The 21,811-nt window shown below is 70.7% G+C and carries 19 protein-coding genes; 8 read left to right on the top strand and 11 right to left on the bottom strand.

The features are described 5' to 3' along the window. Window positions 1-45: 45 nt before the first annotated feature. Window positions 46-414, bottom strand: a complete 369-nt coding sequence (locus A7B18_RS04140) for an IPT/TIG domain-containing protein (RefSeq protein WP_102125411.1) — start codon at window positions 412-414, stop codon at window positions 46-48. Window positions 415-450: 36 nt separating this feature from the next. Here A7B18_RS04140 and A7B18_RS04135 point away from each other — a divergent pair, with 36 nt between their 5' ends. From A7B18_RS04135 to A7B18_RS04115, 5 genes are all read left to right on the top strand, one after another. Continuing rightward, window positions 451-1,425, top strand: coding sequence for a diacylglycerol/lipid kinase family protein (locus tag A7B18_RS04135; protein WP_102125409.1), 975 nt, complete (start codon window positions 451-453; stop codon window positions 1,423-1,425). Between the two features lie 64 nt (window positions 1,426-1,489). Then, window positions 1,490-2,458 (top strand): tyrosine-type recombinase/integrase, encoded by a 969-nt coding sequence (locus A7B18_RS04130; protein WP_102125407.1) that lies wholly within the window; start codon window positions 1,490-1,492, stop codon window positions 2,456-2,458. A gap of 219 nt (window positions 2,459-2,677) precedes the next feature. Further along, on the top strand, window positions 2,678-3,868 hold the full coding sequence (locus A7B18_RS04125) for a sugar ABC transporter substrate-binding protein (RefSeq protein WP_102125406.1): 1,191 nt from the start codon (window positions 2,678-2,680) through the stop codon (window positions 3,866-3,868). Window positions 3,869-3,953: 85 nt separating this feature from the next. Then, window positions 3,954-5,366: an ABC transporter permease subunit gene (locus A7B18_RS04120; RefSeq protein ID WP_102125404.1), complete on the top strand. Its 1,413-nt coding sequence runs from the start codon at window positions 3,954-3,956 to the stop codon at window positions 5,364-5,366. Window positions 5,367-5,403: 37 nt separating this feature from the next. Further along, window positions 5,404-6,810 carry a sugar ABC transporter permease gene (locus tag A7B18_RS04115; RefSeq protein WP_102125402.1) on the top strand — a complete coding sequence of 469 codons (1,407 nt, stop codon included), beginning with the start codon at window positions 5,404-5,406 and terminating at the stop codon, window positions 6,808-6,810. 61 nt (window positions 6,811-6,871) lie between these two features. Here the strand turns inward: A7B18_RS04115 and lnt are convergent, their stop codons facing one another. After that, window positions 6,872-8,299, bottom strand: coding sequence for an apolipoprotein N-acyltransferase (lnt, locus tag A7B18_RS04110; RefSeq protein ID WP_102125401.1), 1,428 nt, complete (start codon window positions 8,297-8,299; stop codon window positions 6,872-6,874). A 77-nt stretch (window positions 8,300-8,376) separates the two neighbouring features. Between lnt and A7B18_RS04105 the strand changes: the two genes are divergently transcribed. Next, window positions 8,377-9,081, top strand: a complete 705-nt coding sequence (locus A7B18_RS04105; protein WP_102125400.1) for a metallophosphoesterase family protein — start codon at window positions 8,377-8,379, stop codon at window positions 9,079-9,081. A 63-nt stretch (window positions 9,082-9,144) separates the two neighbouring features. Here A7B18_RS04105 and A7B18_RS04100 read toward each other — a convergent pair whose 3' ends face one another. The 8 genes from A7B18_RS04100 to fsa form a co-directional block, all read right to left on the bottom strand. Beyond that, window positions 9,145-10,299, bottom strand: coding sequence for an alanine--glyoxylate aminotransferase family protein (locus A7B18_RS04100; protein ID WP_102125399.1), 1,155 nt, complete (start codon window positions 10,297-10,299; stop codon window positions 9,145-9,147). A 95-nt stretch (window positions 10,300-10,394) separates the two neighbouring features. Continuing rightward, a complete protein-coding gene (locus A7B18_RS04095; RefSeq protein WP_102125398.1) occupies window positions 10,395-11,141 on the bottom strand; it encodes an alpha/beta fold hydrolase in 747 nt (248 codons plus the stop codon). Beyond that, window positions 11,138-11,899 (bottom strand): alpha/beta fold hydrolase, encoded by a 762-nt coding sequence (locus A7B18_RS04090; RefSeq protein ID WP_102125397.1) that lies wholly within the window; start codon window positions 11,897-11,899, stop codon window positions 11,138-11,140. The genes A7B18_RS04095 and A7B18_RS04090 overlap by 4 nt, the downstream gene beginning before the upstream one ends. A 17-nt stretch (window positions 11,900-11,916) precedes the next feature. After that, complete coding sequence (pdxT, locus tag A7B18_RS04085; RefSeq protein ID WP_102125396.1) at window positions 11,917-12,519, bottom strand: pyridoxal 5'-phosphate synthase glutaminase subunit PdxT; 603 nt, start codon at window positions 12,517-12,519, stop codon at window positions 11,917-11,919. Window positions 12,520-12,635: 116 nt separating this feature from the next. Continuing rightward, complete coding sequence (gene pdxS / locus A7B18_RS04080) at window positions 12,636-13,529, bottom strand: pyridoxal 5'-phosphate synthase lyase subunit PdxS (RefSeq protein ID WP_102125395.1); 894 nt, start codon at window positions 13,527-13,529, stop codon at window positions 12,636-12,638. Between the two features lie 67 nt (window positions 13,530-13,596). After that, window positions 13,597-14,010 carry a response regulator gene (locus A7B18_RS04075; protein WP_245872734.1) on the bottom strand — a complete coding sequence of 138 codons (414 nt, stop codon included), beginning with the start codon at window positions 14,008-14,010 and terminating at the stop codon, window positions 13,597-13,599. Window positions 14,011-14,136: 126 nt separating this feature from the next. Beyond that, window positions 14,137-15,417, bottom strand: coding sequence for a transcription termination factor Rho (gene rho / locus A7B18_RS04070; protein WP_102125393.1), 1,281 nt, complete (start codon window positions 15,415-15,417; stop codon window positions 14,137-14,139). A gap of 21 nt (window positions 15,418-15,438) precedes the next feature. Further along, the gene (fsa, locus tag A7B18_RS04065) at window positions 15,439-16,167 is read right to left on the bottom strand and encodes a fructose-6-phosphate aldolase (protein WP_102125392.1); all 729 of its coding nucleotides are present in this window, start codon (window positions 16,165-16,167) and stop codon (window positions 15,439-15,441) included. Window positions 16,168-16,683: 516 nt separating this feature from the next. On the opposite strand from fsa, the gene ileS reads away from it, so the two are divergent. Together ileS and A7B18_RS04055 are read left to right on the top strand one after the other, a co-directional pair. Continuing rightward, the gene (gene ileS, locus A7B18_RS04060) at window positions 16,684-19,968 is read left to right on the top strand and encodes an isoleucine--tRNA ligase (protein ID WP_180970012.1); all 3,285 of its coding nucleotides are present in this window, start codon (window positions 16,684-16,686) and stop codon (window positions 19,966-19,968) included. 114 nt (window positions 19,969-20,082) lie between these two features. Continuing rightward, entirely contained in the window at window positions 20,083-20,856 is a 774-nt protein-coding gene (locus A7B18_RS04055; RefSeq protein ID WP_102125391.1) for a methyltransferase domain-containing protein, read from the top strand. 27 nt (window positions 20,857-20,883) lie between these two features. Here A7B18_RS04055 and A7B18_RS04050 read toward each other — a convergent pair whose 3' ends face one another. Then, on the bottom strand, window positions 20,884-21,717 hold the full coding sequence (locus tag A7B18_RS04050; RefSeq protein ID WP_245872733.1) for a DegV family protein: 834 nt from the start codon (window positions 21,715-21,717) through the stop codon (window positions 20,884-20,886). Window positions 21,718-21,811: the final 94 nt, after the last annotated feature.

Below are 21,811 nucleotides of genomic sequence, written 5' to 3'. Positions count from 1 at the left end.
GCCGGGGCATCACCGCCCTTGTTCTGTCTGGCCGCAGCGGGCCCCTTACTGCCTGACGCTGTACGGCAGCCCGGTCGATTGCCGCCCGCCCACCTCCACGAAGAGCCACGAGCCGCCGACGGGCGCGTCCGCCGGAATGGTGAGGACGATTTCGCCGTCCGTCCACGACCGCACCGCCGAGGCCGGGAAGACGTACCCCCCCTGTCCCGAGGCGTTCGCGCCCAGCCGCACCCGCCCGGTGGAGGGGCCTCCCAGGTAGCGGCCCTGCACGGTCAGGGTGCCGCCCCGAGCGGCGGGCTCGGAGAGTTTGACGAGAACGGGCGTGACCGTGACGCCCGCCGTGGCCTGCTGCCGCGGCGCGCACGACGCCAGCGCCCCCGCGAATAGTAAAGAAGCAAAGAAGAAACGCACCATAGCCTGGCCTCCGTGGGGCAGTCTAATGAGCCCCAAATGACGGGTCAAACCACCCCCCCCAGCGCCTCAACCGACCAAGACCCCCTCGCCGGGCTCACGGGCAAGCGGGTTTTGATCGTCTTCAACCCCAGAAGCGGCCAGGGCGAGAGCACCCTCCCCGACTTCGTCACCCGCCTCGGGCAGGGGGGCGCCCTGGTCACCGCCCGCGAGTTGACCCACGAGACGCCGCTCGCCGAGTTCCTCACCGACCTGACGGACTTCGACTTCCTCGTCGCGGCGGGCGGCGACGGCACCGTGAGTGCGCTGGCCTACGCCGCCCGCTACAAGGACGTGCCCGTCCTCGCCTACCCGGCGGGGACGGCGAACCTGATCGCGCAGAACCTCGACCTGCCGCGCGACCCCGCCGTCCTCGCCGCCCTCGTTGCGGAGGGCAACGCCGTGCGGGTGGACCTCGGCGAGGTCGAGGTCCAGGGGGAGAAGAGCGGCTTTGCGATGCTCGCGGGAGCGGGAGCCGACGCCGCCATGATCCGCGACTCGGAGGACCTCAAGGAGAAATACGGCGCGATGGCCTACGTCCTGAGCGCCATGCGGCAGCTCAACCCGAAAAAGACCACCTTCCACCTCGTCATCGACGGGGAGCGGCGCGACTTCGAGGGCATCGGCGTGATGGTCGCCAACTTCGGCATGGCGAACTACCGCCTCCCCATCACCAGCGACATCAGCCCCTCGGACGGCAAGTTCACCCTGGTCCTGATGAAGGCCGGCAACCTGTTGCGGCTCTTGCCCAACCTGCTCGACTCCGTTCGGGTCAAGCTCAACCTCGGCGATCCCGTCTTCAGCGGCAACCTCGAAACCCTGGAGGCCAAACAGGTCACCGTCGAGGCCGACGACCCCTTTCCCCTACAGTACGACGGCGAACTCCACGTCGAGACCACCCCCTTCACCGCCCGCATCCTCCCCGGCGCCGTCCGCTTCCTGACCCCCGTTCGCAAACGCGACCTCGACACCTAAGCCGAGGCGGCCCTCCCCCACCTCCCGACACGTCCGTTGATAAGGCACATTATCATCGGGCCGTATGGGAGAAGAGCTGCGGGCGTATACCGGGGACCGGCTGGGGCAGGCGCGGGCGTGGGCGGGGCTGGGAGACGAGGCGCTGCGGGGGCGGGCGGTGCGGGCGGCGCGGGACAAGGACGGGGCGGAGCTGTGGGGGCTGACGCTGGCCTTCTTGACGAGCGAGACGGTGGCCGGGGTGGGGCTCAGCCCGCACACGCTGCGGGCGTACCGCAAGGGGGTCGAGGTTTTTCTGGACCATGCCTCGGCGCACGCCTGGACCCTGCTGCACCCTGGGCGGCGCGAGCCGTCGCTGTTCGTCGCGGGGCTGAGTGCGTCGGGGCTGAGTCCCGCGACGGTGCAGGCCCGGGTGGCGGCGGCGGGGGCGCTGTACCGGGCGCTGCGGTGGGCGGGGGCGACCGACGCCGAGCCTTTTGCGGACGTCGCCCGGCCCCGGGACCGCACGCGGGGGATCGTGAAAAACCCGCCGTACCGCGCGGACTTCGTGGGGGCGCTGCTGGAGGAGGCGGATGTGCAGGAACGGGTGCTGCTGCTGCTGCTCGCCCACGCGGGATTGCGGATCGCCGAGGCGCTGGCGGTGGAGTGGGCGGACTTCGGCCCCACGCGCGCGCGGCTGCGGGTCTACGGCAAGGGCGGCAAGGTGCGGGTGGTACCGCTCAGCGCCCGGCTGCGGGAGGCGCTGGGGGCCTGGCACGAAGAGCGCGGCTCGCCCGGCTCGGGCCGCGTGCTAGAAATCCGGGCGTACTCCACGGCGTATGAGCGGCTCCGGCGGCTCGCGCTGAGGTGCGGGCGGGAACACGAGTTCCGGGGCTTTCACGCCGGGCGCAAGTACGCGGGCACCCAGCTTTACGCGGTGGTGCGGGACTTTACCCGGGTGGCCGGGTTCCTCGGCCACGAGGCGGTGGACACCACCCGCCGCTACGTCGAGCTGCCCGAAGACGACCTCGACGCGGCGGTGGAGGGCTTTCGCTAGCCGCCCCCCGCGGCCACCTCCTCCACCCGTCTGGACCCGTCCTGCACAGCTCTGCGCGCGAAAGTTTAAGACTCGATTAAGGAAAAGGGAGGCGGGCGTTTCAGAATTGGCGGCGCGGAGATGAAAGGATGAGGTCGAACGTCTGTTCAATCCGGGATCTGTCCGGGGTCCCGAGTGTGCCACGCGGGGATCTTCTCCGGCGTGGTATCAAGGAGCTGTATGAAAAAAATGCTGTTTGGGTTGGTGACGTTGGCCCTGTGTGGGAGCGCTTCCGCCGCGAATCTGACGCTGTGGACGTCGTTCGAGGCGGCGGGGGAGCTGGCGTGGGTGCGGGCGCAGGCCGCCGAGTTCGAGAAGAAGACGGGGAACAAGGTCACGGTGGTGAGCGTGCCGTTTGGGCAAACGCAGGACAAGTTCATCCAGAGCGCGCCGCGGGGGCAGGGCCCGGACCTGATTGCCACCGAGCCGCACGACCGGCTGGGGCGGTATGCCTCCGCGGGGGTGGTGGAGCCGCTCGACCGGTACCTGACCTCGCGGACGGACTATGACAAGACGGCGCTCAATGCCTTTACGTACCGGGGCAGGCTCTTCGGGCTGCCGCTGAACGCGGAGGCGGTGGCGCTGGTGTACAACAAGAAGCTGGTGCCGCAGGCGCCGACGACCTGGGCGGCGCTGCTCAAGGCCGCGCAGGCGAATACGGGGAACGGGCGCTTCGGGCTGCTGTTTGACCTCGCCGAGCCGTACAAGAGCTACGGGTTCGTGCGGGCCTACGGCGGGTACGTGTTCCGGAACGACAACGGGACGCTGAACCTGCGGGACATCGGGCTGGACAATGCGGGGACGGCGCGGGCGCTCTCGTTCATGAACGACCTGCGCTACAAGTACAACCTCATCCCCGAGGGGGTGAGCCAGGACGCGGCGAAGAGTGCGTTTGTGGACGGGCGGCTGGCGATGTTCTACACCGGGCCGTGGGACATGGGGGACGTCAAGAAGGCGGGGATCGACTACGGGATCGCCAACTTCCCGACGCCTCCGGGGGCGACCGGCAAGTGGAGCCCCTTCGTGGGGGTGCGGGCGGTGCTGGTGAACGCCTACAGCAAGAACAAGGCGGCGGCGGTGGCGCTGGCGCGGCAGATGACGAGCCCGGGCGCGCAGCTCGCGTACAACAAGGCGGGCGGGGCGATTCCGGCGAGCCTCTCGGCGCGGGCCCAGCTCAGGAATGACCCGGTGGTGACGGGCTTCGGGCGGGCGATCAGCGCAGGCACGGCGATGCCGAACATCTCGGAGATGGGCGCGGTGTGGGGGCCCTGGGGCGCGGCGACGGCGCAGGCGGTGCAAAAGCCGGGGCAGAACTACGCGCAGCTCCTCCAGCGGGCTGTCACCGAGATCGAGTCGAACATCAACAAGTAAGGAACCAGGAGCTTTCGGGCGGCGGACCGGCAGGAGGGTGAGTGTTCCGGGTCCGCCGCCCGCCTCTTTCCTAAGGAGCGCGACCATGACCGTGACCCTGAATTCGGCCCCCGCGCGCCGCCCCCGCCACACGCCCCCGGGGGGCACGGGCGGCGTGCTGCTGGCGGTGCTGGTGCTTGCCGGGCTGCTGGGCGGCGCGGCCCTGATCGGCTGGGGGCTGTCGGCGCTGACGGCCCGCTTCGCGCCTGGGGCGCCGCCCTACCTGATCCTGGTGTACACGCTCGCGGCCATCGTGGTGGGGATGCCCCTCCTGGCCCGCGCGCTGCCGTGGATCACGAACTGGTTTTATCTCTTTCCGGCGCTGGTGTTTCTGGCGGCCTTCACGGTGCTGCCGGTCGTGCTGACGGTGAATTACGCCTTTACGAACTACAGCGGGGAGAACAGCGGCAATCCCGACTCGGCGGTGCGGACGGCGGCGACGCTCGGCGAAGGCCGCCGCACGGTGACGCTCTCGGGGACGCCCGAGGCGGACTCGGTGGCGCAGTACCTGCGCTGCCGCACGCCGACGTGTGCGGGGGACACCATCGTCTTGTTCGACGAGACGGCCTCGGTGCCGGTGCGGGCCGAGGTGGCGGGGGTGCAGGGGAACGTGGTGACGCTCGCGGCCCCGGCGCCCGCGGGGTTGGACGTGGCGAACGTGACGCGGCTCAACCGCTACGAGTACGTGGGGCTGGCGAATTTTCAGACGATCTTCGCCAAGGCGAGCACGGCGCTGATTCCGGTGTTCGTCTGGACGGTGGTGTTCGCCTTTTCGACGGTGGTCATGAACGCGCTGGCGGGGTTGATCCTGGGGATTTTGCTGTACAACAAGCGGCTCAAGGGGCGCAACGTCTACCGGACGCTGCTGTTCTTGCCGTGGGCGATTCCCACCGTGATCAGCGTGCAGATGTGGGTGGCGCTGTTTAACCAGCAGTTCGGGATCGTGAACAAGACGCTGGGGCTGCTGGGGTTCACGGCGGTGCCGTGGCTGGGTGATCCGCTGTGGGCGAAGATCAGCGTGCTGCTGGTGAACTTGTGGCTGGGCTTTCCGTACATGATGACGGCGACGATCAGCGCGCTTTCCACGATCAACGAGGACCTCTACGAGGCGGCGAGCATCGACGGGGCGAGCCGCTGGCAGCAGATCACCAACATCACGCTGCCGCTGCTGCGCACATCGTTCACGCCGATCCTGCTCTCGGCGTTCGCGTTCAACTTCAACAACTTCGGGATCATCTACCTGTTGACCCAGGGCGGGCCCCCGCAGGAGGGGCGGGAGAGCACGGCGCAGAGCACCGACATCCTGCTGTCGTGGGGGTACAACACGGCCTTCGCGTCGACGGGGGGGCAGAACTACGCCCTGGCGAGCGCGATCGCGCTGATCATCTTCTTTCTGACCCTGGCGATCTCGGTCGTGAACTTCCGGGCGGCGGGGGTTTTCCAGGAGGCCCGCAAGTGACCGGGTTCCCGCGCTCATTCCCGCAGGAGGTCCCCGTATGACCGCCACACCGACGCCGACCCCCGGCACCGGGCCGGGCCGCCCCGCCTCTTCCCTGCCGCCGGGGGGGTACGTCCACCACGAGCCGGGGCCGCTGCGGCGGGCGCTGCCGTGGCTCGTCCTCGCCGCCCTGGTGATCGGCCTCGTGGTGCTGGGGTCTTTCCTGGCGCGGAACATGCAGGGGCGGCCCCGCAGCTTCACGATCTATTTCGTGGAGGGGGGCTGGCGCAGCTTCGTGCTGTTCTTGCTCGCGGCGAGCGGGGTGCTGGCCCTGACCAGCCTGATCGGGCAGCGGATCGGCATGGCGCGGACCGGGCGCCGAGTAAGTTACGCGGCGGTGCTGGGTGACCAGCTCACGCATCTCTTCTTGCTGCTGGTCGTTCTCATCGCGGTCTATCCGATCTTTTACGTGTTGCTGGCGGCCTTCGATCCGCGCAACTCGCTTTTCGCCTTCCCCAACTTCAGCGACCCCAACATCTTTTACCGAACGGGGCTCTTGCCCAACCTGAGCGTCTTGAGCCTGGAGAACTTCCGGCGCCTGTTCGACGGCGTGGTGGTGCCGGGGTGGCAGGTCGTGCTGTTCGTGGTCGGGGGGGCGGCGCTGGCGGCGCTGCTCCTGCTCACGCTGGCGGGGCGCGCGGGCCGGGAGTCGGTGGCCCTGAGCCGGGGCCGCACCTGGGCGCTGCGGGCGCTCGTCGTGGCGCTGGCGGTGCTGGTGGTGTTCATGACGCCGGCGCAGTTCACCGGGCCGGGCAACGAGAGCAAGTTCTTGCTGTCGGTGCGCAATACCCTGCTGGTGTCGGGGATCACCGGGGTGCTGGCGATCTTGCTCTCGACCAGCGCCGGGTACGCGATGGCGCGGCTGCGCTTTCCGGGGCGATTTCAGACGCTGCTGTTTTTCATCTTCATCCAGATGTTCCCGGTGTTTCTGGCGCTCGTCGCGGTGTATACCCTGATGGTGCTGCTGGGGCTGAACAACACCTTCACGGGGCTGATCCTGGCGTACTCGGGGGGGGCGATTGCCTTCAACACCTGGATTTTCAAGGGGTACGTGGAGAGCTTGCCCGAGTCGCTGGAGGAGGCGGCGATGGTGGACGGGGCGACGCGCTGGCAGACCTTCTTGCGGGTGGTGCTGCCGCTCTCCGGGGGCATCCTGGTCTTTATCTTCCTGAACCAGTTCATCGGGACGTACGCGGAATTCATCCTGGCGAACGTGCTCCTGACCGGGGTCGAGAAGTGGACGGTGGGCGTGATGCTCTTGAGCTTCACGAGCGCGCAGTTCGCCACCAAGTGGGGCATCTTCGCCGCCGCCGCGACGCTGGGGGCGTTGCCGATCATCTTCTTGTTCTACGGCTTCCAGCGCTACTTCGTGGGCGGGGCGGTGGCAGGCGGGGTCAAGGAGTAACAAGGTTTCGGGGGATCGGGGGAGCGGGGCCCGCTGCGGCTGCTGCTCCCTTCCCGTTTGGTCAGCGGTCCAGCCGCCGGGCGTAGAGCAGCAGCAGGGCGGCGAGGCCAAGGGCGGGCAGGTCGCCGTACCGGACGTAGGGGGTCTGCCCGGTCAGGAGGCGGGGGCGGGCGTGGAGGGTGCCTTCCCCCCGGGCGAGGACCTGCACAGGCTGGCCGAGGTCGTTCACGGCGGCGGCGACGCCCTGATTCACGCTGCGGACGAGCCAGCGGCGGGTTTCGATGGCGCGGACGCGGCCCATCATGAAGTGCTGCGTCACCCCCCAGCCGTCGTACCAGCCGTCGTTGCTGACGTTGACGAGGAGCCGGGCGCCCTGGGCGGTGAGCTGCCGCGCGACCCAGGGAAACACGCTGTCGTAGCACACGTAGGCGCCGTAGAGGACGCCGTTCAGGGTGAGGGGGGTGAGGGTGCGGGCGGGGGTGAGGCCGCCGAGCTCGAAGCCGACCGCCTGCTCGATCACGCGGTACGCGGGTCTGAGGGCGCCGTAGAGCGGAAAATACTCTCCGAAGGGCACCAGGCGGGCCTTGCGGTTGAGGCTGAGGACCCGCCTTGCGGCGTCGACGCTGACCACCGCGTTTTGCCGGGGCTGGGAGGTGCCCAGGCCGCTGATGCCGGGGCCGGGGAACTCCGGGAGCCTTGCGGGCACGCCGGGGCGGGTGAGCGCCGTCTCGCTCCAGACGAGGGTCTCGCCGGGCCGCCGGGCCGCGCTGAGACGCTGCTGGACCTCCAGTTGCTCGGCGGGGCCGAGCTGCCGGGTGGCCCGCCCGAAGGAGTCGAATTCGGTTCTCAGCAGCAGCGTGGGCTGAACGGGTCCCGGCCCGGGCACCCGCGTGACCCCGTACGCCAGCGCCGCGACCCACAGGGCGGACATCAGCACCAGGGGGGGCCGTCTCCCCCACCAGAAGGAGACCAGGGCGGCGGCGGTGGCGGCGACGAGCACGCTGCCGAGGAGGACCCCCCCGAGGTCGGCGATCTGGACGGCGGGGGTGGGGAGCAGGGTGTAGCCCAGGGTGGGCCAGGGAAAGGCGAGCGGCCCGAGGAAGCGCAGCCACTCCAGCAGGACCCACCCGCCCGCGAGGGCCCAGACCCGCGCCTCCCGGGAGGTGAAGAGCCGGGCGGCGAGAGACGCCATGACGGCGAGGAAGGCCCCCTCCAGGGCGAAGAGCAGGGCGGCCAAGGCGCCCAGGACCGGCGTGCCGAAGAGTTTGGCGAGGAAGGCGGTCAGCCACCACAGGTGCACGGCGCTGTAGGCGGTCCCGGCCCACCACATTCTCAGCGCGAGGCGGCGCGGAGTGGGGTCCCCGGTGACGAAGACGAGGAGCAGGGCCAGCGGCAGGTAACTCAGGAAGCTCCACGGGAGGGGCAGCCCGCAGGCGGCGAGGAGGGCGCCTGCGAGGAGACCGAGGAGGGGGGTGGGCAGGGGCGGCACCGGGCCATGATAGGGGCCGACGCGCGCGGAAAAGTTCCGCGCACGCCGCTGCGCCTTTGCCCTAGGATGGGGGCACTTTGCGACTGGCCTTTCTCAGTGACCTGCACGGCAACATCCACGCGCTGAGCGCGGTGAAGCGCTTTTTATCCGACAATCCCGTTCACGCGGTGGTCGTGGTGGGGGACCTGGTGGGGTACGGGGCGAGCCCGGGGCCGGTGATCGACCTCGTGCGGCGGGAGGGCTGGCAGGTGGGGCTGGGGGGCAGCGACATGCGGGTGGCGCTCGAACTCGGCGAGAGCAGCGGGCGCGGCGGGGTGGCCGATCAGGTGCTGTCGTGGACGCGGCGGGTGCTCTCGCCGGAGCAGCTCGAATTTCTGCGCCGCCTGCCGCCGGGGGGCCGCCTCACGACGCCCGCGGGGCGGGTGCGTTTTTTTCACGGCTCGCCCCACGACCCGGGCGGGCGGGTCGACCTGATGGCGCCCGAGCGCGAGCTGGAAACGCTCGCCGACGCCCTGCGGGCCCGGGTGCTGGTGGTGGGGGGCTCGCACGTGCCCTTCGTGCGGGTGGTGGGCGAGACGACCTTCGTGGACCCCGGCTCGGTCGGCCTGACCCTCAACCACGAGCCCGGGGCCGACGTGGCGCTCGTGGACGCCTCGGGCCGCAAGCCCGGGGTCAGCCTGCACAAGGTGCCCTACGACTTCGCCTCGTCCGCCTTCGACATCATGGCCTGGAACCTGCCGCCCGTGATCGCGGACGTGATCCGGACGGGGCGGATGGGGTAGGAGGTCAGTGGGAAGGGGTCAGCGGTGAGTGGGAAAAGATCGAGCCCGCTGACTCCTCACCACTCACCCCAGGGCCGGTACGGCCCCCAGCGCCTCCCCGAAGCGGCCTGCGAGGCCGCGCTCTCCCAGCAGATCCTCCAGGGCGAGCATCAGGGCGCGGTAGGGGGCGGGGCGGGCGGCCTCCCCCATCAGGCCGAGGCGCCAGATGAGGCCCGCGGTGGGGCCCAGGCCGCCGGTGACACTGATCTCGCGTGCCCTCAGGGCCGCGCGCACGCCCGCGTCGTCGAAGCCGGGTGGCAGCCGCAGGGCGAGGACGGTGGGGAGCCGGGCCGCCGGGTCCTGGACGTAGTGGGTGAAGCCCAGGGGGGAAAGGGCGCTGACGACCGCCTGGCCGAGCCGCCGCACGCGGGCCTGCCGGGTCTCCAGGCCCTCCTCCAGGGCGGCCCCGAGGGCGGCGTGGAAGGCGTAGTGGAGGTTGACGGGGACGGTGTGGTGGTAGGTGTGCCGCTCCCAGTAGTCGCGCAGGCCCTCCAGGTCGCAGTACCACAGCGGCGTGGGGGTGCGCCGGGCGTGAAAGCGGGCGAAGGCGCGCTCGCTGATTGCGACGGGGGCGAGGCCGGGGGGGGCCGAGAGGCACTTTTGCGCGCCGGTGTAGGCGTAGTCCACCCCCCACTCCGCCATGTGGAAGGGCTCCATCCCGGCGGTGGTCACGGCGTCCACGGTCAGGAGCGCCCCGCTCTCCCGCACCAGGCGGGCGATCTCGGGAACCGGGTTGAGCACTCCCGTGCTCGTCTCGCCGTGCACGACCGCGACCATGCCCACCCCGCCCAGCCGCGCGGCCACGTCCGCCGGGTCGATGGCCTCGCCGAGGGGGGCGGTCACCAGCCGCACCCGCGCCCCGTGGCGGGCGGCCATCTCGGCCATCCGGTACCCGAAAGAGCCGTTGGCGCACACGAGCACCTCGTCCCCGGCCTCGACGAGGTTCGCGAAGCCCGCCTCCATCCCCAGGCTGCCGGTGCCCGCGAGCAGCGCGGTGAAGGTCTGCGGTGCGGTGCCGTACATCACCCGCAGGTCCGCCTGGATTTCGCGGTTGAGCGCGAAGACCTCAGGGTCCATGTGCCCGAGCATGGGGCGCGTCAGCGCCCGCTGCGCCCGGGGGTGGATCGGCGTGGGGCCGGGCGTGAGCAGGATATGGCCTTCGTGGGTGTCCTCGAACATGCGGGCGAGTCTACCGCCTCGCGGGGTCAGGCGGCAACGGCGTTGCTCGGATGTCCTGGACAGGGGAGCGGGGCGCAACGGGGTTGCGCGGAAGGTCACGTCTCCACCTTTCGGAGGAAGTCGAGGGTGAGGCGGGCGACGGTGCGAGGGTGGGAGTCGGTGAGGGCGTGGGTGCCGCCGGGGACCTCGCGGACGACGGCGTGGGGGATGGCGGCGCGGATGGCGCGGACGGTCCAGGAGCGGATCACGGGGTCGGCGGTGCCGTCCAGGAGCAGGGTGGGCACCCGCACGCGCGGGAGCAGGGGGCCGGTGTCGTGCGCTCGCTGGTCGGCGGCGAGGCGGAGCATCCGGGCGGGGCCGCTGCGCAGGTAGGCGGCGAGGCCGGGGAGCAGGAGGCCGGGGCGCTCGCGGGGGAGGTCGCGCGCCAGGCGCAGGAGCTGCCCGGCGACGCTGGGATTTTCGGGGATGCCGGTGGGGGCGCAGGCGATCAGGGGGCCCGTGAGGGCGGGGAAGCGGGCGGCGAGGTCGAAGACGACCTCGCCCCCGAGCGAGTGGCCGAGCACGGGCGCGCCCCGCAGGCCGCTCTCTTCCAGCCAGGCGGCGAGGTGCCCCGTGAGGTCTTCCAACCGGGCGGGGAAGTCCGGGCGCCCCTGGCTCAGGCCGTGGCCGGGGGGGTCGTAGGCGTAGACGGTGCGCTCGCGGGCGAGTGCGCGCGAGACGCGGGCGTACATCCACGAGGCGCAGCCCAGGCCGGGGACGATGACGAGGGGGGGGCCCTCGCCGCGCACCCGGGCGTGGGTCCGCAGGCCGTGGACGCGGGTGAGGTGCGCGCGGGCCTTCAAGCCTCCCCTGCCGCGGCCAGCTCGTCCTCGGCCAGGAAGTCGAGGACGAGGGCGTTGAAGCGCGCGGGGGCGTCGACCATGACGACGTGTCCGGCGCGGGGAATCTCCTCGTAGCGGGCGCCGGGGATGGCGGCGGCCAGCGCCCGACCGGTGCGGGGGGGCACGAGGGCGTCGCGCGCTCCCCAGACGACCAGGGTGCGGGCGGTGATGCGGGGGAGGAGCTCGGCCACGTTGTCCCCGAGGAGGTCGGTGGTGCTTCGCCAGACGTTGACCGGCCCGGCGCGGGCGGCGTCGGCGAGAACGCGCGGCACGAAGGCGAGTCGGCCCGTGACGGCGGCCTTGGGAAGCCCCAGCGCCACCCGGTAGATGTTGCCCGTCAGTAAGCCGCTCGCGCAGGCGAGGACGAGGTGGCGCACCCGGTTCGGGCGCAGGGCGGCGACGTGGGTGCAGATGTGGCCGCCCATCGAGTGGCCGATGAGGGTGACGCGCTCCAGGCCGAGGTCGTCGGTGAAGGCGGCAATCAACGCGGCGGCGTCCCGAACGCCCAGGGCGCGCTGGCGGTAGGCCCGGCCATAGCCCACGAGGTCGATGACGTAGACCCGGTGGGCGGCGGCGAGCGCGGGGACGTTGCGCCGCCACCACCGGCCCGAGCCGCTCAGGCCGTGGACGAGCACGATGGGGTCGCCCTCGCCGGTCACGTGGTAGGAGAGGCGGGCGCCCCCGGCCCGGTATTCCTGCGCTCGCACGCGCCCGAGCATAGCGCCCGGGGGGAGCCTCAGCGCGGCGGGGGCGCCGTCACCAGCCGCAAGAACCCTTCATGCACCCGGGGGTCGGGGGTAAGTTCCGGGTGGAAGGCCGAGGCGAGCACGCGGCCCTGGCGCACGAGGACGGCCTGCCCGCCGTACTCCGCGAGGACTTCGACCCCCGGGCCGGGGCGCGAGATCACGGGCGCGCGGATGAAGACGGCGGGAAAGGGGGTGTCCAGGCCGCGGACGGAGAGCGGCACCCGGAAGGAGTCCACCTGCCGCCCGAAGGCGTTGCGGCGGGCTGTGGCGTCCAGTACCCCCAGGCTTGTCTGGTGGCCGGACCCGGGCGGGGCGCCCTCGACCTCGCGGGCGAGCAGGATCAGGCCCGCGCAACTGCCCCACAGGGCGCCGCCCGCGGCGTGAAAGGCGCGGATGGGGTCCCACAGCCCCGCCGCCGTCATCAGCCGGGCGATGGCGGTGCTCTCTCCGCCGGGGAGGACCAGGCCCTGGAGGCCTTCGAGGTCCGCGGGAAGACGCACCTCGCGGACGCGTGCGCCGAGGTTTTCCAGATGCCGGCGGTGTTCGCGGAAGGCGCCCTGGAGGGCGAGGACGCCGAGGTGGGGTTGGAACATGGGGGCTCCGGGGAGGCGCGGGGTGGAGGTGCTGCGTGGGCGGGCTTGACTGGGAGGAAGAGGGAGTCAGGGAAAAGCCGGTTGTATTAATTTAGAGGGATCGCGCGGCCTCTGGGCTACCAACCGCGGCCCGCGAGGCGCTGTTCGGGGAGGAGGGTGTCGATGTCGATGCCGGTCATGGGGGGGCCGAGGTCCTCGCTGAGCTGGGCGAGGAGGTCGGGGTTTTGGAAGTGGGTGACGGCCTGAACGATGGCGCGGGCGCGGCGCTCGGGCTGGTCACTCTTGAAGATGCCGCTGCCGACGAATACGCCGTCGAGGCCGAGGCTCATCATCAGGGCGGCGTCGGCGGGGGTGGCGACGCCGCCCGCGGCGAAGTTGACGACGGGCAGCGAACCGTGCTCGTGCACATGCCGCACGAGGTGGGAGGGAGCGCCGAGGTCGCGGGCGGCGGTCATGAGTTCTTCTACCGGGCGGGCCTGGAGGGCGCGAATCTCGCCGAGCACGGTCCGGGCGTGGCGCACGGCCTCGACGATGTTGCCGGTGCCCGCCTCGCCCTTGGTGCGAATCATGGAGGCCCCCTCGCCCACGCGGCGCAGGGCCTCGCCGAGGTTCCTCGCCCCGCACACGAAGGGGACGGTGAAGGCCTCTTTGTCGATGTGGTATTGGTCGTCCGCCGGGGTCAGCACTTCCGACTCGTCGATGAAGTCCACCCCGAGGGCCTGGAGAATCTGCGCCTCGACGAGGTGGCCGATGCGGACCTTGGCCATCACGGGAATCGATACGGCGTCCAGGATCTCCTTGATCATGCGCGGATCGCTCATGCGGGCGACGCCCCCGTCGCGGCGGATGTCGGCGGGCACGCGCTCCAGGGCCATCACGGCGCTCGCCCCGGCGGCCTCGGCCATCCTCGCCTGGTCGGCGCTCACCACGTCCATGATCACGCCGCCCTTGAACATCTCGGCAAAGCCCCGCTTGATCGCGGGCGTTCCGGTCTCGGAGGATAAGGTCATGCCCGCCACTCTGACGCGAAACTGGCCCCGTGTGAAGGGCCAGTTTCGGGAGGTCTGTGGGGTCAGATCAGCCGGGGCGGCGGGCGGCGACCTGGCGGATGCTCTCGACGAGCTGGGAGGGGCGGAAGGGCTTGACGAGGTAGGCGGTGATGAGGTCGGGGCCGAGGTCGGGGACGCGCTCCTGGCGGTCGAGGCCGGAGAGGAAGACGACGGGCGGAAGGCCGCGGCCCAGAGCGGCGTGGAGTCGGCGGACGGTCTCGAAGCCGTCCCAGGGGGTCATCAGCACGTCCATGACGATGACGTCGAAGCCCCGCTCGCAGGCCGCGCCGAGGGCCTCGGGGCCGCTGCGGGCGGTCTCGACCTGAAAGCCGTGGAGGCCGAGCGTGAGGCTCAGGAGTTCGAGAATCTGCTGTTCGTCGTCCACCACGAGGAGGCGCAGTTCGGCGGGGCTCTCCCCTGCCCCCGGGGACGCGCGCCTCACAGGCGCCCCGGGGCGGCGTCGCGGGTGGGGGGGTGAGGGGACAACTCGGGCACCGGGCCTCCGGACGGGGGGCACCGCGAGAGGGCCGCCGCGGGGGCGGCGTGGCTCGGGTGCCGGGGGGCGGGCTCAGCCGCCCGCGAGGGATTGCAGGAACTCGACGTTGTTGCGGGTCTTGCCCATGCGGGTCAGGAGCATCTCCATCGCGTCGGCGGGGTCCATGTCGCTGATCACCTTGCGCAGCAGCCACATCTTCTTGAGGACCTCGGGCTGGAGCAGGAGTTCTTCGCGGCGGGTCCCCGACTTGAGGATGTCGAGGGCCGGAAAGATGCGGCGCTCTTCCAGGCGGCGCGAGAGCACGAGTTCGGCGTTGCCGGTGCCCTTGAATTCCTCGAAGATCACGTCGTCCATCCGCGAGCCCGTCTCCACGAGCGCGGTCGCCAGGATGGTCAGCGAGCCGCCGTCGCGGATGTTGCGGGCCGCGCCGAGAAACCGTTTGGGCCAGTGCAGGGCGTTGGAATCCAGGCCGCCAGATAAGGTGCGCCCGGTCGGCGGGGTGACGAGGTTGTTCGCGCGGGCGAGGCGGGTGATCGAGTCGAGCAAGATCACGACGTGCCCGCCGTCCTCGACGATGCGCCGGGCGCGCTCGTGGACGAACTCGGCGACCCGGACGTGGTGCTGCGGCGGCTCGTCGAAGGTGGAGGCGATGACCTGGGCGCCTCCCACGCTCTCGCGGAAGTCGGTGACCTCCTCGGGGCGCTCGTCGACGAGGAGAACCATCACCGTCACGTCGGGGTAGTTCTTGACGATGGAGTTGGCGATCTTCTTGAGCAGGGTCGTCTTGCCCGCCTTGGGGGGCGCGACGATCAATGCCCGCTGCCCCCGCCCGATGGGCACGAGGAGGTCCACCACCCGCAGGGAGAGGCCGTCGTCCATCCCCGGGTCTTCCAGCACAAGCTGGGCGTCGGGGAAGGTGGGGGTGGGGTCGTCGAAGCGGGGGCGACGGCGGGCCGCTTCCGGGTCGAGGCCGTTGACCGCCTCGACCTGCACGAGGGTGCCGTAGCGCTCGTTCTCGCGCGGGCGGCGGGCGCGGCCAATCACCTCGTCGCCGGTGCGCAGGTGAAACTGCTTGATCAGGCCCGCCGTGACGAGGGTCGAACGCGAGGCGGGGTCAAGCAGCTCGGCTTGCAGGAAGCCGTAGCCGTCGGGGCTGATGTCGAGGAAGCCCCGCGCGAGGCTCTGGCCCTCGGCGCCCGCCTGCCGCTCCATGATGGCGAGGGCGAGCGAGTCCTTTTTGAGCTTGCGGTAGTTCTCGATGCCGTGGCTGGCGGCGATCAGGTGGAGTTCGGGGAGGATCTTTTGCTGGAGTTCGTGGAAGGGCAGCGGCCCTTGGGGGTGGGGATCGGTCACTGGGGGGGGCCCTCCTGGGGATTACTTGGCGGCGGGCTCGGGCACCTGGGCGCCGGGCGCGGGCTGCGGGTTGGTCCCGGCCTCGCTGGGCGCCGTCTGGGCACTCGCCCCCGCCCGGGACGCCCAGTCCTTGAGGAAGGCGTCGAGCCCGGCGCTCGTCAGCGGATGCTTGATCATCTGCGCGAAGACCTTGTAGGGGATGGTCGCCACGTCGGCACCCGCGAGAGAAGCCTGCACGACGTGGGTGGGGTGACGGATCGAGGCGGCGAGCACCCGGGTGGAAACGTTGCCGAGGACGTACGCCTCCTTGATCTGGCGGATCAGCTCGATGCCGTCCCAGCCGATGTCGTCCACCCGGCCCGCGAAGGGCGAGATATAGGTGGCCCCGGCGCGGGCGGCGAGCAGGGCCTGCGGGACCGAGAAGCACAGGGTCACGTTGGTCTTGATGCCCTCTTTCGTCAAGGTCTTGCACGCCTGGAGCCCGGCGGGGGTCAGCGGCAGCTTGACGACGACGTGCTCGCTCCACCCCGCGACCTCGCGGCCCTCCTTGACCATGCCCTCGGCGTCGAGGGCCGTGACCTCCGCGGAGATCGCGCCGCCGACCAGCCCCGCGATCTCCTGGATGACTTCCCGGAAGTCGCGCCCCGACGAGGCGACGAGGCTGGGGTTGGTGGTCACGCCGGACAGCACCCCCCACGAGTTGATCTCGCGCACCTCGTCGATGATGGCCGTGTCGATGAAAAATTCCATACGCTCTCCCCCTTTCCTCTATTCTATGGGCCTGCGGGGTATGGTAGGCGCCGAAGCTGTGAAGTGCCATGGCAAGGCGGTCAACCCGGCCTTGACCGTCCCCGGAAGTCTTGGAGGATCGCACGTTTTCCCCGGTCCAACTAGGACGGATGACGGATTGACCCCGCCCGCCCCGGGGGCCTAGCATGGTCAGAACCCCGGGAACGGGGAGACAACCCCCAGGCGACCGTGAGACGAGTACGCGGGGCCAGCCGCCACGAGCGAGTCCGGGACGGTGTAAGCCGGACGGCAGGCCCCCCGCCGAAGATCCCCTCCCGCGCCGGCGGAAGAAAGGCTTCCCCTTGCGGGACCGACTAGACCCGTCCGGACGCCCCCCGACAGAGGGCCGAGCAACGAGGCTCCCGCGCAGGCGGGGGTGAAGTTGGGTGGTACCACGCGATCAGCCCCAGCGGCGGCGCGTCCCAGCAGCGGCAGGCAGGCTGGGACGCGCCGCCTTGTTTTGTTCGAGGAGAAACCATGACGACCACCGAATCCAAACCCGCCGCCCCGCCCATGTTCGAGCCCGTGAACTCCCAGCCGCGTTTTGCGGAGCTGGAGCGCGGCGTGCTCGGCTTCTGGCAGAGTCAGCGCGTGTTCGAGCGCACCCAGGAGCGCCGCCCGGACCAGCCCGAGTACGTCTTCTACGAGGGCCCCCCCACCGCGAACGGGCGCCCGGCGCTGCACCACGTCCTGGCGCGGTCATTTAAGGACCTCTTTCCCCGCTACAAGGTGATGCAGGGGTATCACGTCACCCGCAAGGGGGGCTGGGACACCCACGGCCTGCCCGTCGAGATCAGCGTCGAGAAGCGGCTGGGGCTGCTCGGGCGCAACCACGGGGCCACGCGGGAGGAGTTGGAGGAATTCAACCGCCTGTGCCGCACCTCGGTGTGGGAGACGATCCAGGAGTGGAACACCTTCACCGAGCGGCTGGGCTTCTGGGTAGACCTGAAAGACCCCTACATCACCTACCAGAACAGCTACGTGGAGAGCGTGTGGAACCTCCTCAAGCGGCTGCACGCGAAGGGGCTGATCTCGCAGGATTACAAGGTCGTGCCGCTCTCGCCGCGCATCTCGACGACCCTCTCGCGGGCGGAGCTGGGGGAGGTCGATTCGTACCGTGAGGTCGACGACCCCAGCGTGTACGTGCGCTTCCCCCTGATCTGGGACACGCTGCCGGAGCGGGCACACGCGGTGCTCAGCGCCCTGAGCGGGGAGGACCGGCAGGGGCTCGCCCTCGTGGTGTGGACGACGACGCCCTGGACGCTGCCGAGCAACACGCTCGCGGCGGTGAACGCGGAATTGACGTACGTGGCGGCGCGGAGCCAGATGGGCACCGTGATCGTCGCCCAGGATGCGGTGGAACGCCTGAGCGGGCTGCACAAGGACCAGCCGCCGCTGGAGGTGCTCGCCTCCTTCCCGGGCCGCGACCTAGAGGGGGCAGAGTACGAGCCGCCCTTCCCCGAGGTGGCGGTGGAACTCGGCGTTTTGAAGGAGCTGCACGAGCGCAATGCCGACGGGCGCCCGGTGATGCACTTCGTCACGCTGGCCGAATTCGTGTCGGCGGCGGACGGCTCGGGGGTGGCGCACGAGGCCCCGGCGTACGGTGCGGAGGACCTGGAACTCGCCCGCAAGTACGGGGTGCCGCTGATGTTCGGGGTGGACGACCACGGCATCCTGCGGGTGACGGGGGAACGCGGCAAGTTCTTCAAGGACGCGGACAAGGGCCTGATCGCCGACCTCAAGTCTCGCGGCCTGATGTTCTGGGCAGGCACCCTGCGGCACCGCTACCCCTTCCACGACCGGACGGGTGACCCCATCCTCTACTTCGCCAAGAAGGGGTGGTACATCCGCACGAACAGCGTGGCGGACCGGATGCAGGAGGAGAACCAGAAGATCAACTGGGTCCCTTCGAGCATCAAGAATGGGCGCTTCGGCAACTGGCTGGAAGGAAACGTGGACTGGGCCATCTCCCGCGAGCGGTACTGGGGCACCCCTCTCCCCTTCTGGCTGAGCGAGGACGGCGACCTGCGCGTGGTGGGGAGCGTGGCGGAGTTGAGCGAGCTGGTGGGGCGCGACCTCTCCGAGCTGGACCTGCACCGCCCCTACATCGACGACATCACCTTCACGCTGGAGGGCAAGGAGTACCGACGCGTTCCCGAAGTGCTCGACGTGTGGTTCGACTCGGGCTCGATGCCGTACGCGCAGTGGCATCTGCTGACGGACGAGACGGGCGAGCACCCCCTCCCCGGCACCGAGGCGAATATGGAGGCGTTCGAGCGGCATTACCCCGCCGACTTCATCTGCGAGGCCATCGACCAGACGCGCGGGTGGTTCTACTCGCTGCACGCGATCTCGACGATGCTGTATGGGGGGCCCGCCTACCGCAACGTGATCTGCCTGGGGCACATCGTGGACGAGAAGGGCGCGAAGATGAGCAAGAGCAAGGGGAACGTGGTGGAGCCTCTGCCCCTCTTCGACCGCTACGGCGCGGACTCGGTGCGCTGGTACATGTTCATGGCGTCGGAGCCCGGCGACCAGAAGAGATTTTCCGAGCGGCTGGTGGCGGAGGCGCAGCGCGGGTACGTGAACACGCTCTGGAACGTGTACTCCTTTTTCGTGCTGTACGCGAACCTCGACCGCCCCGACCTGGAACACGCCCCCGCCTTTGGTGAGCGCCCCGAGATCGACCGCTGGCTGCTCGCCCGGCTGGAGGAGACGGTGCGGGACGTGACGGCCTCGCTCGACGCCTACGACGCGCGGGGCGGCGGGCGGGTCCTGGAACGCTTCGTGGACGACCTGAGCAACTGGTACGTGCGGCGCAACCGCTCGCGGTTCTGGGGCGAAGGTGGAGAGGTGGACGTGGCCGCCTACGCCACGCTGCACGAGGCGCTGCTCACTGTCTCGCAGCTCACCGCGCCCTTTACCCCCTTCCTGGCGGAGGCGATGTACCGCAACCTCACCCGTGGGCAGGGCGCCGAGAGCGTCCACCTCACCCGCTGGCCGGAGGTGCGCGAGGAACGGCTGGACGAGCAGCTCACCTTTGAAATGGCCGCCGTGATCAAGGTGGTCGAACTCGGGCGGGCGGTGCGGGGAGCGCACAATCTCAAGACGCGGCAGCCGCTCGCCTCGGTCAGCGTGCGGGCGAGCACGCCGGAACTCACGGACGCGCTGCGGCGGTCGCGGGATCAGATCATGGAGGAGCTGAACGTCAAGGACGTGACCTTCCTGCCAGGCGACACCGACCTCGTGCGCTACAGCCTGCGCCCCAACCTCCCGGTGATCGGCAAGGTGTACGGCAAGGCGCTGCCAGCGGTGCGGGCCGCCCTGGCGAATGCAGATGCCGCTGCCGTCGCCCGCGCGGTGCAATCAGGGCAGCCCTTCACGGTGGAGGCGAACGGGCAGACGTTCGAGCTGACCGGGGAACAGGTCCTCGTGGACGCCAGGGCCCCTGAAGGCGTCGCCGCCGCCGAGGACGCCGGGTTCCTGGTCGCCTTCGACACCCACCTGACGCGCGACCTCGTGCTGGAAGGCGTCGCCCGCGACCTCGTGCGCGGCATCCAGGAGGCGCGCAAGGCGGCGGGCTTCGAGGTGCAAGACCGCATCCGGCTCGCCCTCGACCTGGAGGGGGACGCCCGGGAGGCCGTTTCGGTCTGGCGCGACTTCATCGCCGGGGAGGTGCTCGCCGCCGACCTCACCTTCGGGCCGGGCGAGGGCTTTGCCGCGGAGGTCGAGGGGGGCACGGCCTACCTGACGAGGGGTTGAGCGGAAGGATGGCAGGGGCAGGGGCTCACAGGCTTCCGCCTCCTGTCTTGCGCTTCGTCTATGTCACCACCAGAGTACGGACAAGACGTCGCTTGCTGGACCTACCCTGGGGACATGACCTGGAATCCCGACCAGTACCACCGCCACCGGGAGGCGCGGAGTGCCCCGGCGCGTGACCTGATGGCGATGATCCCGGCTCTCCCCTTCCGCGACGTGGTGGACCTGGGATGCGGGACGGGGGAGCACACCCAGACGCTGGCGGAACGCTTTCCAGACGCGCAGGTTCTCGGGCTCGACAGCAGCGCCGAGATGCTGGCGAAGGCGGACCCTGGCGGCTTCCCCGGGTTGCGCTTCGAGCGGGGGGACATCCTCGACCTGGAAGGCTCGTTCGACCTGATGTTCTCGAACGCGGCGCTTCAGTGGCTGCCGGATCACCCGGCGCTCCTCGCCCGGCTGTGGGAAAGGTTGCGGCCCGGTGGGGTGCTCGCGGTGCAACTTCCCGCCAACCACGACCACGCCAGCCACCGCCTGCTGACGGAGACGGCGAACGAGTTCGGGGCGGAGCTGGGGGGCTTCACCCGCTTCGGGACGGCGCACGGGGCCTCGCCCGTCCTGACGCCAGCCCAGTACGCGGAGGTGCTCGACGGGCTGGGCGCGACGGAGGTGACGGCGCTGGGCAAGGTCTACCCGGTCGTCCTGCCGGGCGCCGAGGGGGTGCTCGACTGGACGCGCGGGACGGCGCTCGTGCCCTACCTCTCGCGGCTGGGGGCGGAGGACGGCGAGCGCTTCGCGGCGGCGTACCTGGAGCGGCTGCACTCACGCTGGCCGGGGGAGCGGGTGTATTACGCCTTCACGCGGGTGCTGTTCACGGCGCGCAAACCGGGGTGACCCGGCCTTCCCCTGCTCGCTCCCGTCTCACCCCTCGTAGGGCCGCGCCATCACCCCGTAGGTGCCGGGGCCGACGTGGGCGCCGATGGCCGGGCCGAGGAGTTGCACCCGTCCCCGCGCCACGTTGAGGCGGCTCGCGCCGAGGGCGGCCCGGAGTTCGGCGAGGCGGATGGGGTCGCGGCCCGCGTGCCCAACGGTGACGGCGACCGGCTCGTCACCGAAGCGTTCCTCCAGCCGGGCGAGGATGTCGCGCAGGGCGTCGTCGGCCTTCACGCGGCGCACGGCGCGCAGCCTCCCGCCGTCAAAACGCAGGACCGGGCGCAGGCCGAGCACGTTGCCCACGAGTTCCTGAGCCCGCGAGAGGCGGCCTCCCCGGCGCAGGTATTCGAGGGTGGGCACGGTGAACTCGGCGAGGGCTTCTTCCCCCACCCGCCGCACGGCGGCCTGCGCCGAGGCCGCGTCTCCCCCCCTCCACAGGGCGTCGCGGGCGGCCAGGGCGGCCTCGGCGAGGGGCAGCGAGGCGAGGCCGCTGTCGATGACGTGGACCCGCTCTCCCGCGTTCAGGGCCCCGGCGGCGGCCCGGGCGTGGCGCACCGTGTCGGAGAGCTCGCCGCTCAGGTGCACGCTGACCACCCCGTCGTGAGTGGCGAGCAGTTCGCGGTAGAGCGTCTCGAAGGCCTCCTGCGGGGCGGGCGCGGTCGCCACCGTCCCGCCCCGGCGCTGGTGGTCGTACACGGCCTCGGGGTCGAGGTCCTGCCCGTCGAGGAAGGTGCGCCCCTCGATCACCACGCGCAGGGGCACGACGCGCAGGCCGAGGGCACGGGCCGTCTCGGCGGGCAGGTCGCAGGTGGAATCGGTCATGACGGCGAGCATGTCGGGAGCAGCGTAACGGGGGGGATTGGGGGCGTCCATACAATTCTCGACGTGAGGGCGGCGGGGCCTATACTCCCCGGCT

The organism is Deinococcus planocerae, assembly GCF_002869765.1.
Taxonomy (GTDB): domain Bacteria; phylum Deinococcota; class Deinococci; order Deinococcales; family Deinococcaceae; genus Deinococcus; species Deinococcus planocerae.
The sequence above is the reverse complement of the archived record's forward strand: the minus strand, read 5'-3'. Positions and strand labels throughout refer to the sequence as shown.

What these genes read in the sequence shown, in the direction of transcription:
- A7B18_RS04140 (WP_102125411.1), bottom strand. Translation starts at nt 414, where the DNA reads ATGGTGCGTTTCTTCTTTGCTTCTTTACTATTCGCGGGGGCGCTGGCG.
- A7B18_RS04135 (WP_102125409.1), top strand. Translation starts at nt 451, where the DNA reads ATGACGGGTCAAACCACCCCCCCCAGCGCCTCAACCGACCAAGACCCC.
- A7B18_RS04130 (WP_102125407.1), top strand. Translation starts at nt 1,490, where the DNA reads ATGGGAGAAGAGCTGCGGGCGTATACCGGGGACCGGCTGGGGCAGGCG.
- A7B18_RS04125 (WP_102125406.1), top strand. Translation starts at nt 2,678, where the DNA reads ATGAAAAAAATGCTGTTTGGGTTGGTGACGTTGGCCCTGTGTGGGAGC.
- A7B18_RS04120 (WP_102125404.1), top strand. Translation starts at nt 3,954, where the DNA reads ATGACCGTGACCCTGAATTCGGCCCCCGCGCGCCGCCCCCGCCACACG.
- A7B18_RS04115 (WP_102125402.1), top strand. Translation starts at nt 5,404, where the DNA reads ATGACCGCCACACCGACGCCGACCCCCGGCACCGGGCCGGGCCGCCCC.
- A7B18_RS04100 (WP_102125399.1), bottom strand. Translation starts at nt 10,299, where the DNA reads ATGTTCGAGGACACCCACGAAGGCCATATCCTGCTCACGCCCGGCCCC.
- A7B18_RS04090 (WP_102125397.1), bottom strand. Translation starts at nt 11,899, where the DNA reads ATGCTCGGGCGCGTGCGAGCGCAGGAATACCGGGCCGGGGGCGCCCGC.
- pdxT (WP_102125396.1), bottom strand. Translation starts at nt 12,519, where the DNA reads ATGTTCCAACCCCACCTCGGCGTCCTCGCCCTCCAGGGCGCCTTCCGC.
- pdxS (WP_102125395.1), bottom strand. Translation starts at nt 13,529, where the DNA reads ATGACCTTATCCTCCGAGACCGGAACGCCCGCGATCAAGCGGGGCTTT.
- fsa (WP_102125392.1), bottom strand. Translation starts at nt 16,167, where the DNA reads ATGGAATTTTTCATCGACACGGCCATCATCGACGAGGTGCGCGAGATC.
- ileS (WP_180970012.1), top strand. Translation starts at nt 16,684, where the DNA reads ATGACGACCACCGAATCCAAACCCGCCGCCCCGCCCATGTTCGAGCCC.
- A7B18_RS04055 (WP_102125391.1), top strand. Translation starts at nt 20,083, where the DNA reads ATGACCTGGAATCCCGACCAGTACCACCGCCACCGGGAGGCGCGGAGT.
- A7B18_RS04050 (WP_245872733.1), bottom strand. Translation starts at nt 21,717, where the DNA reads ATGACCGATTCCACCTGCGACCTGCCCGCCGAGACGGCCCGTGCCCTC.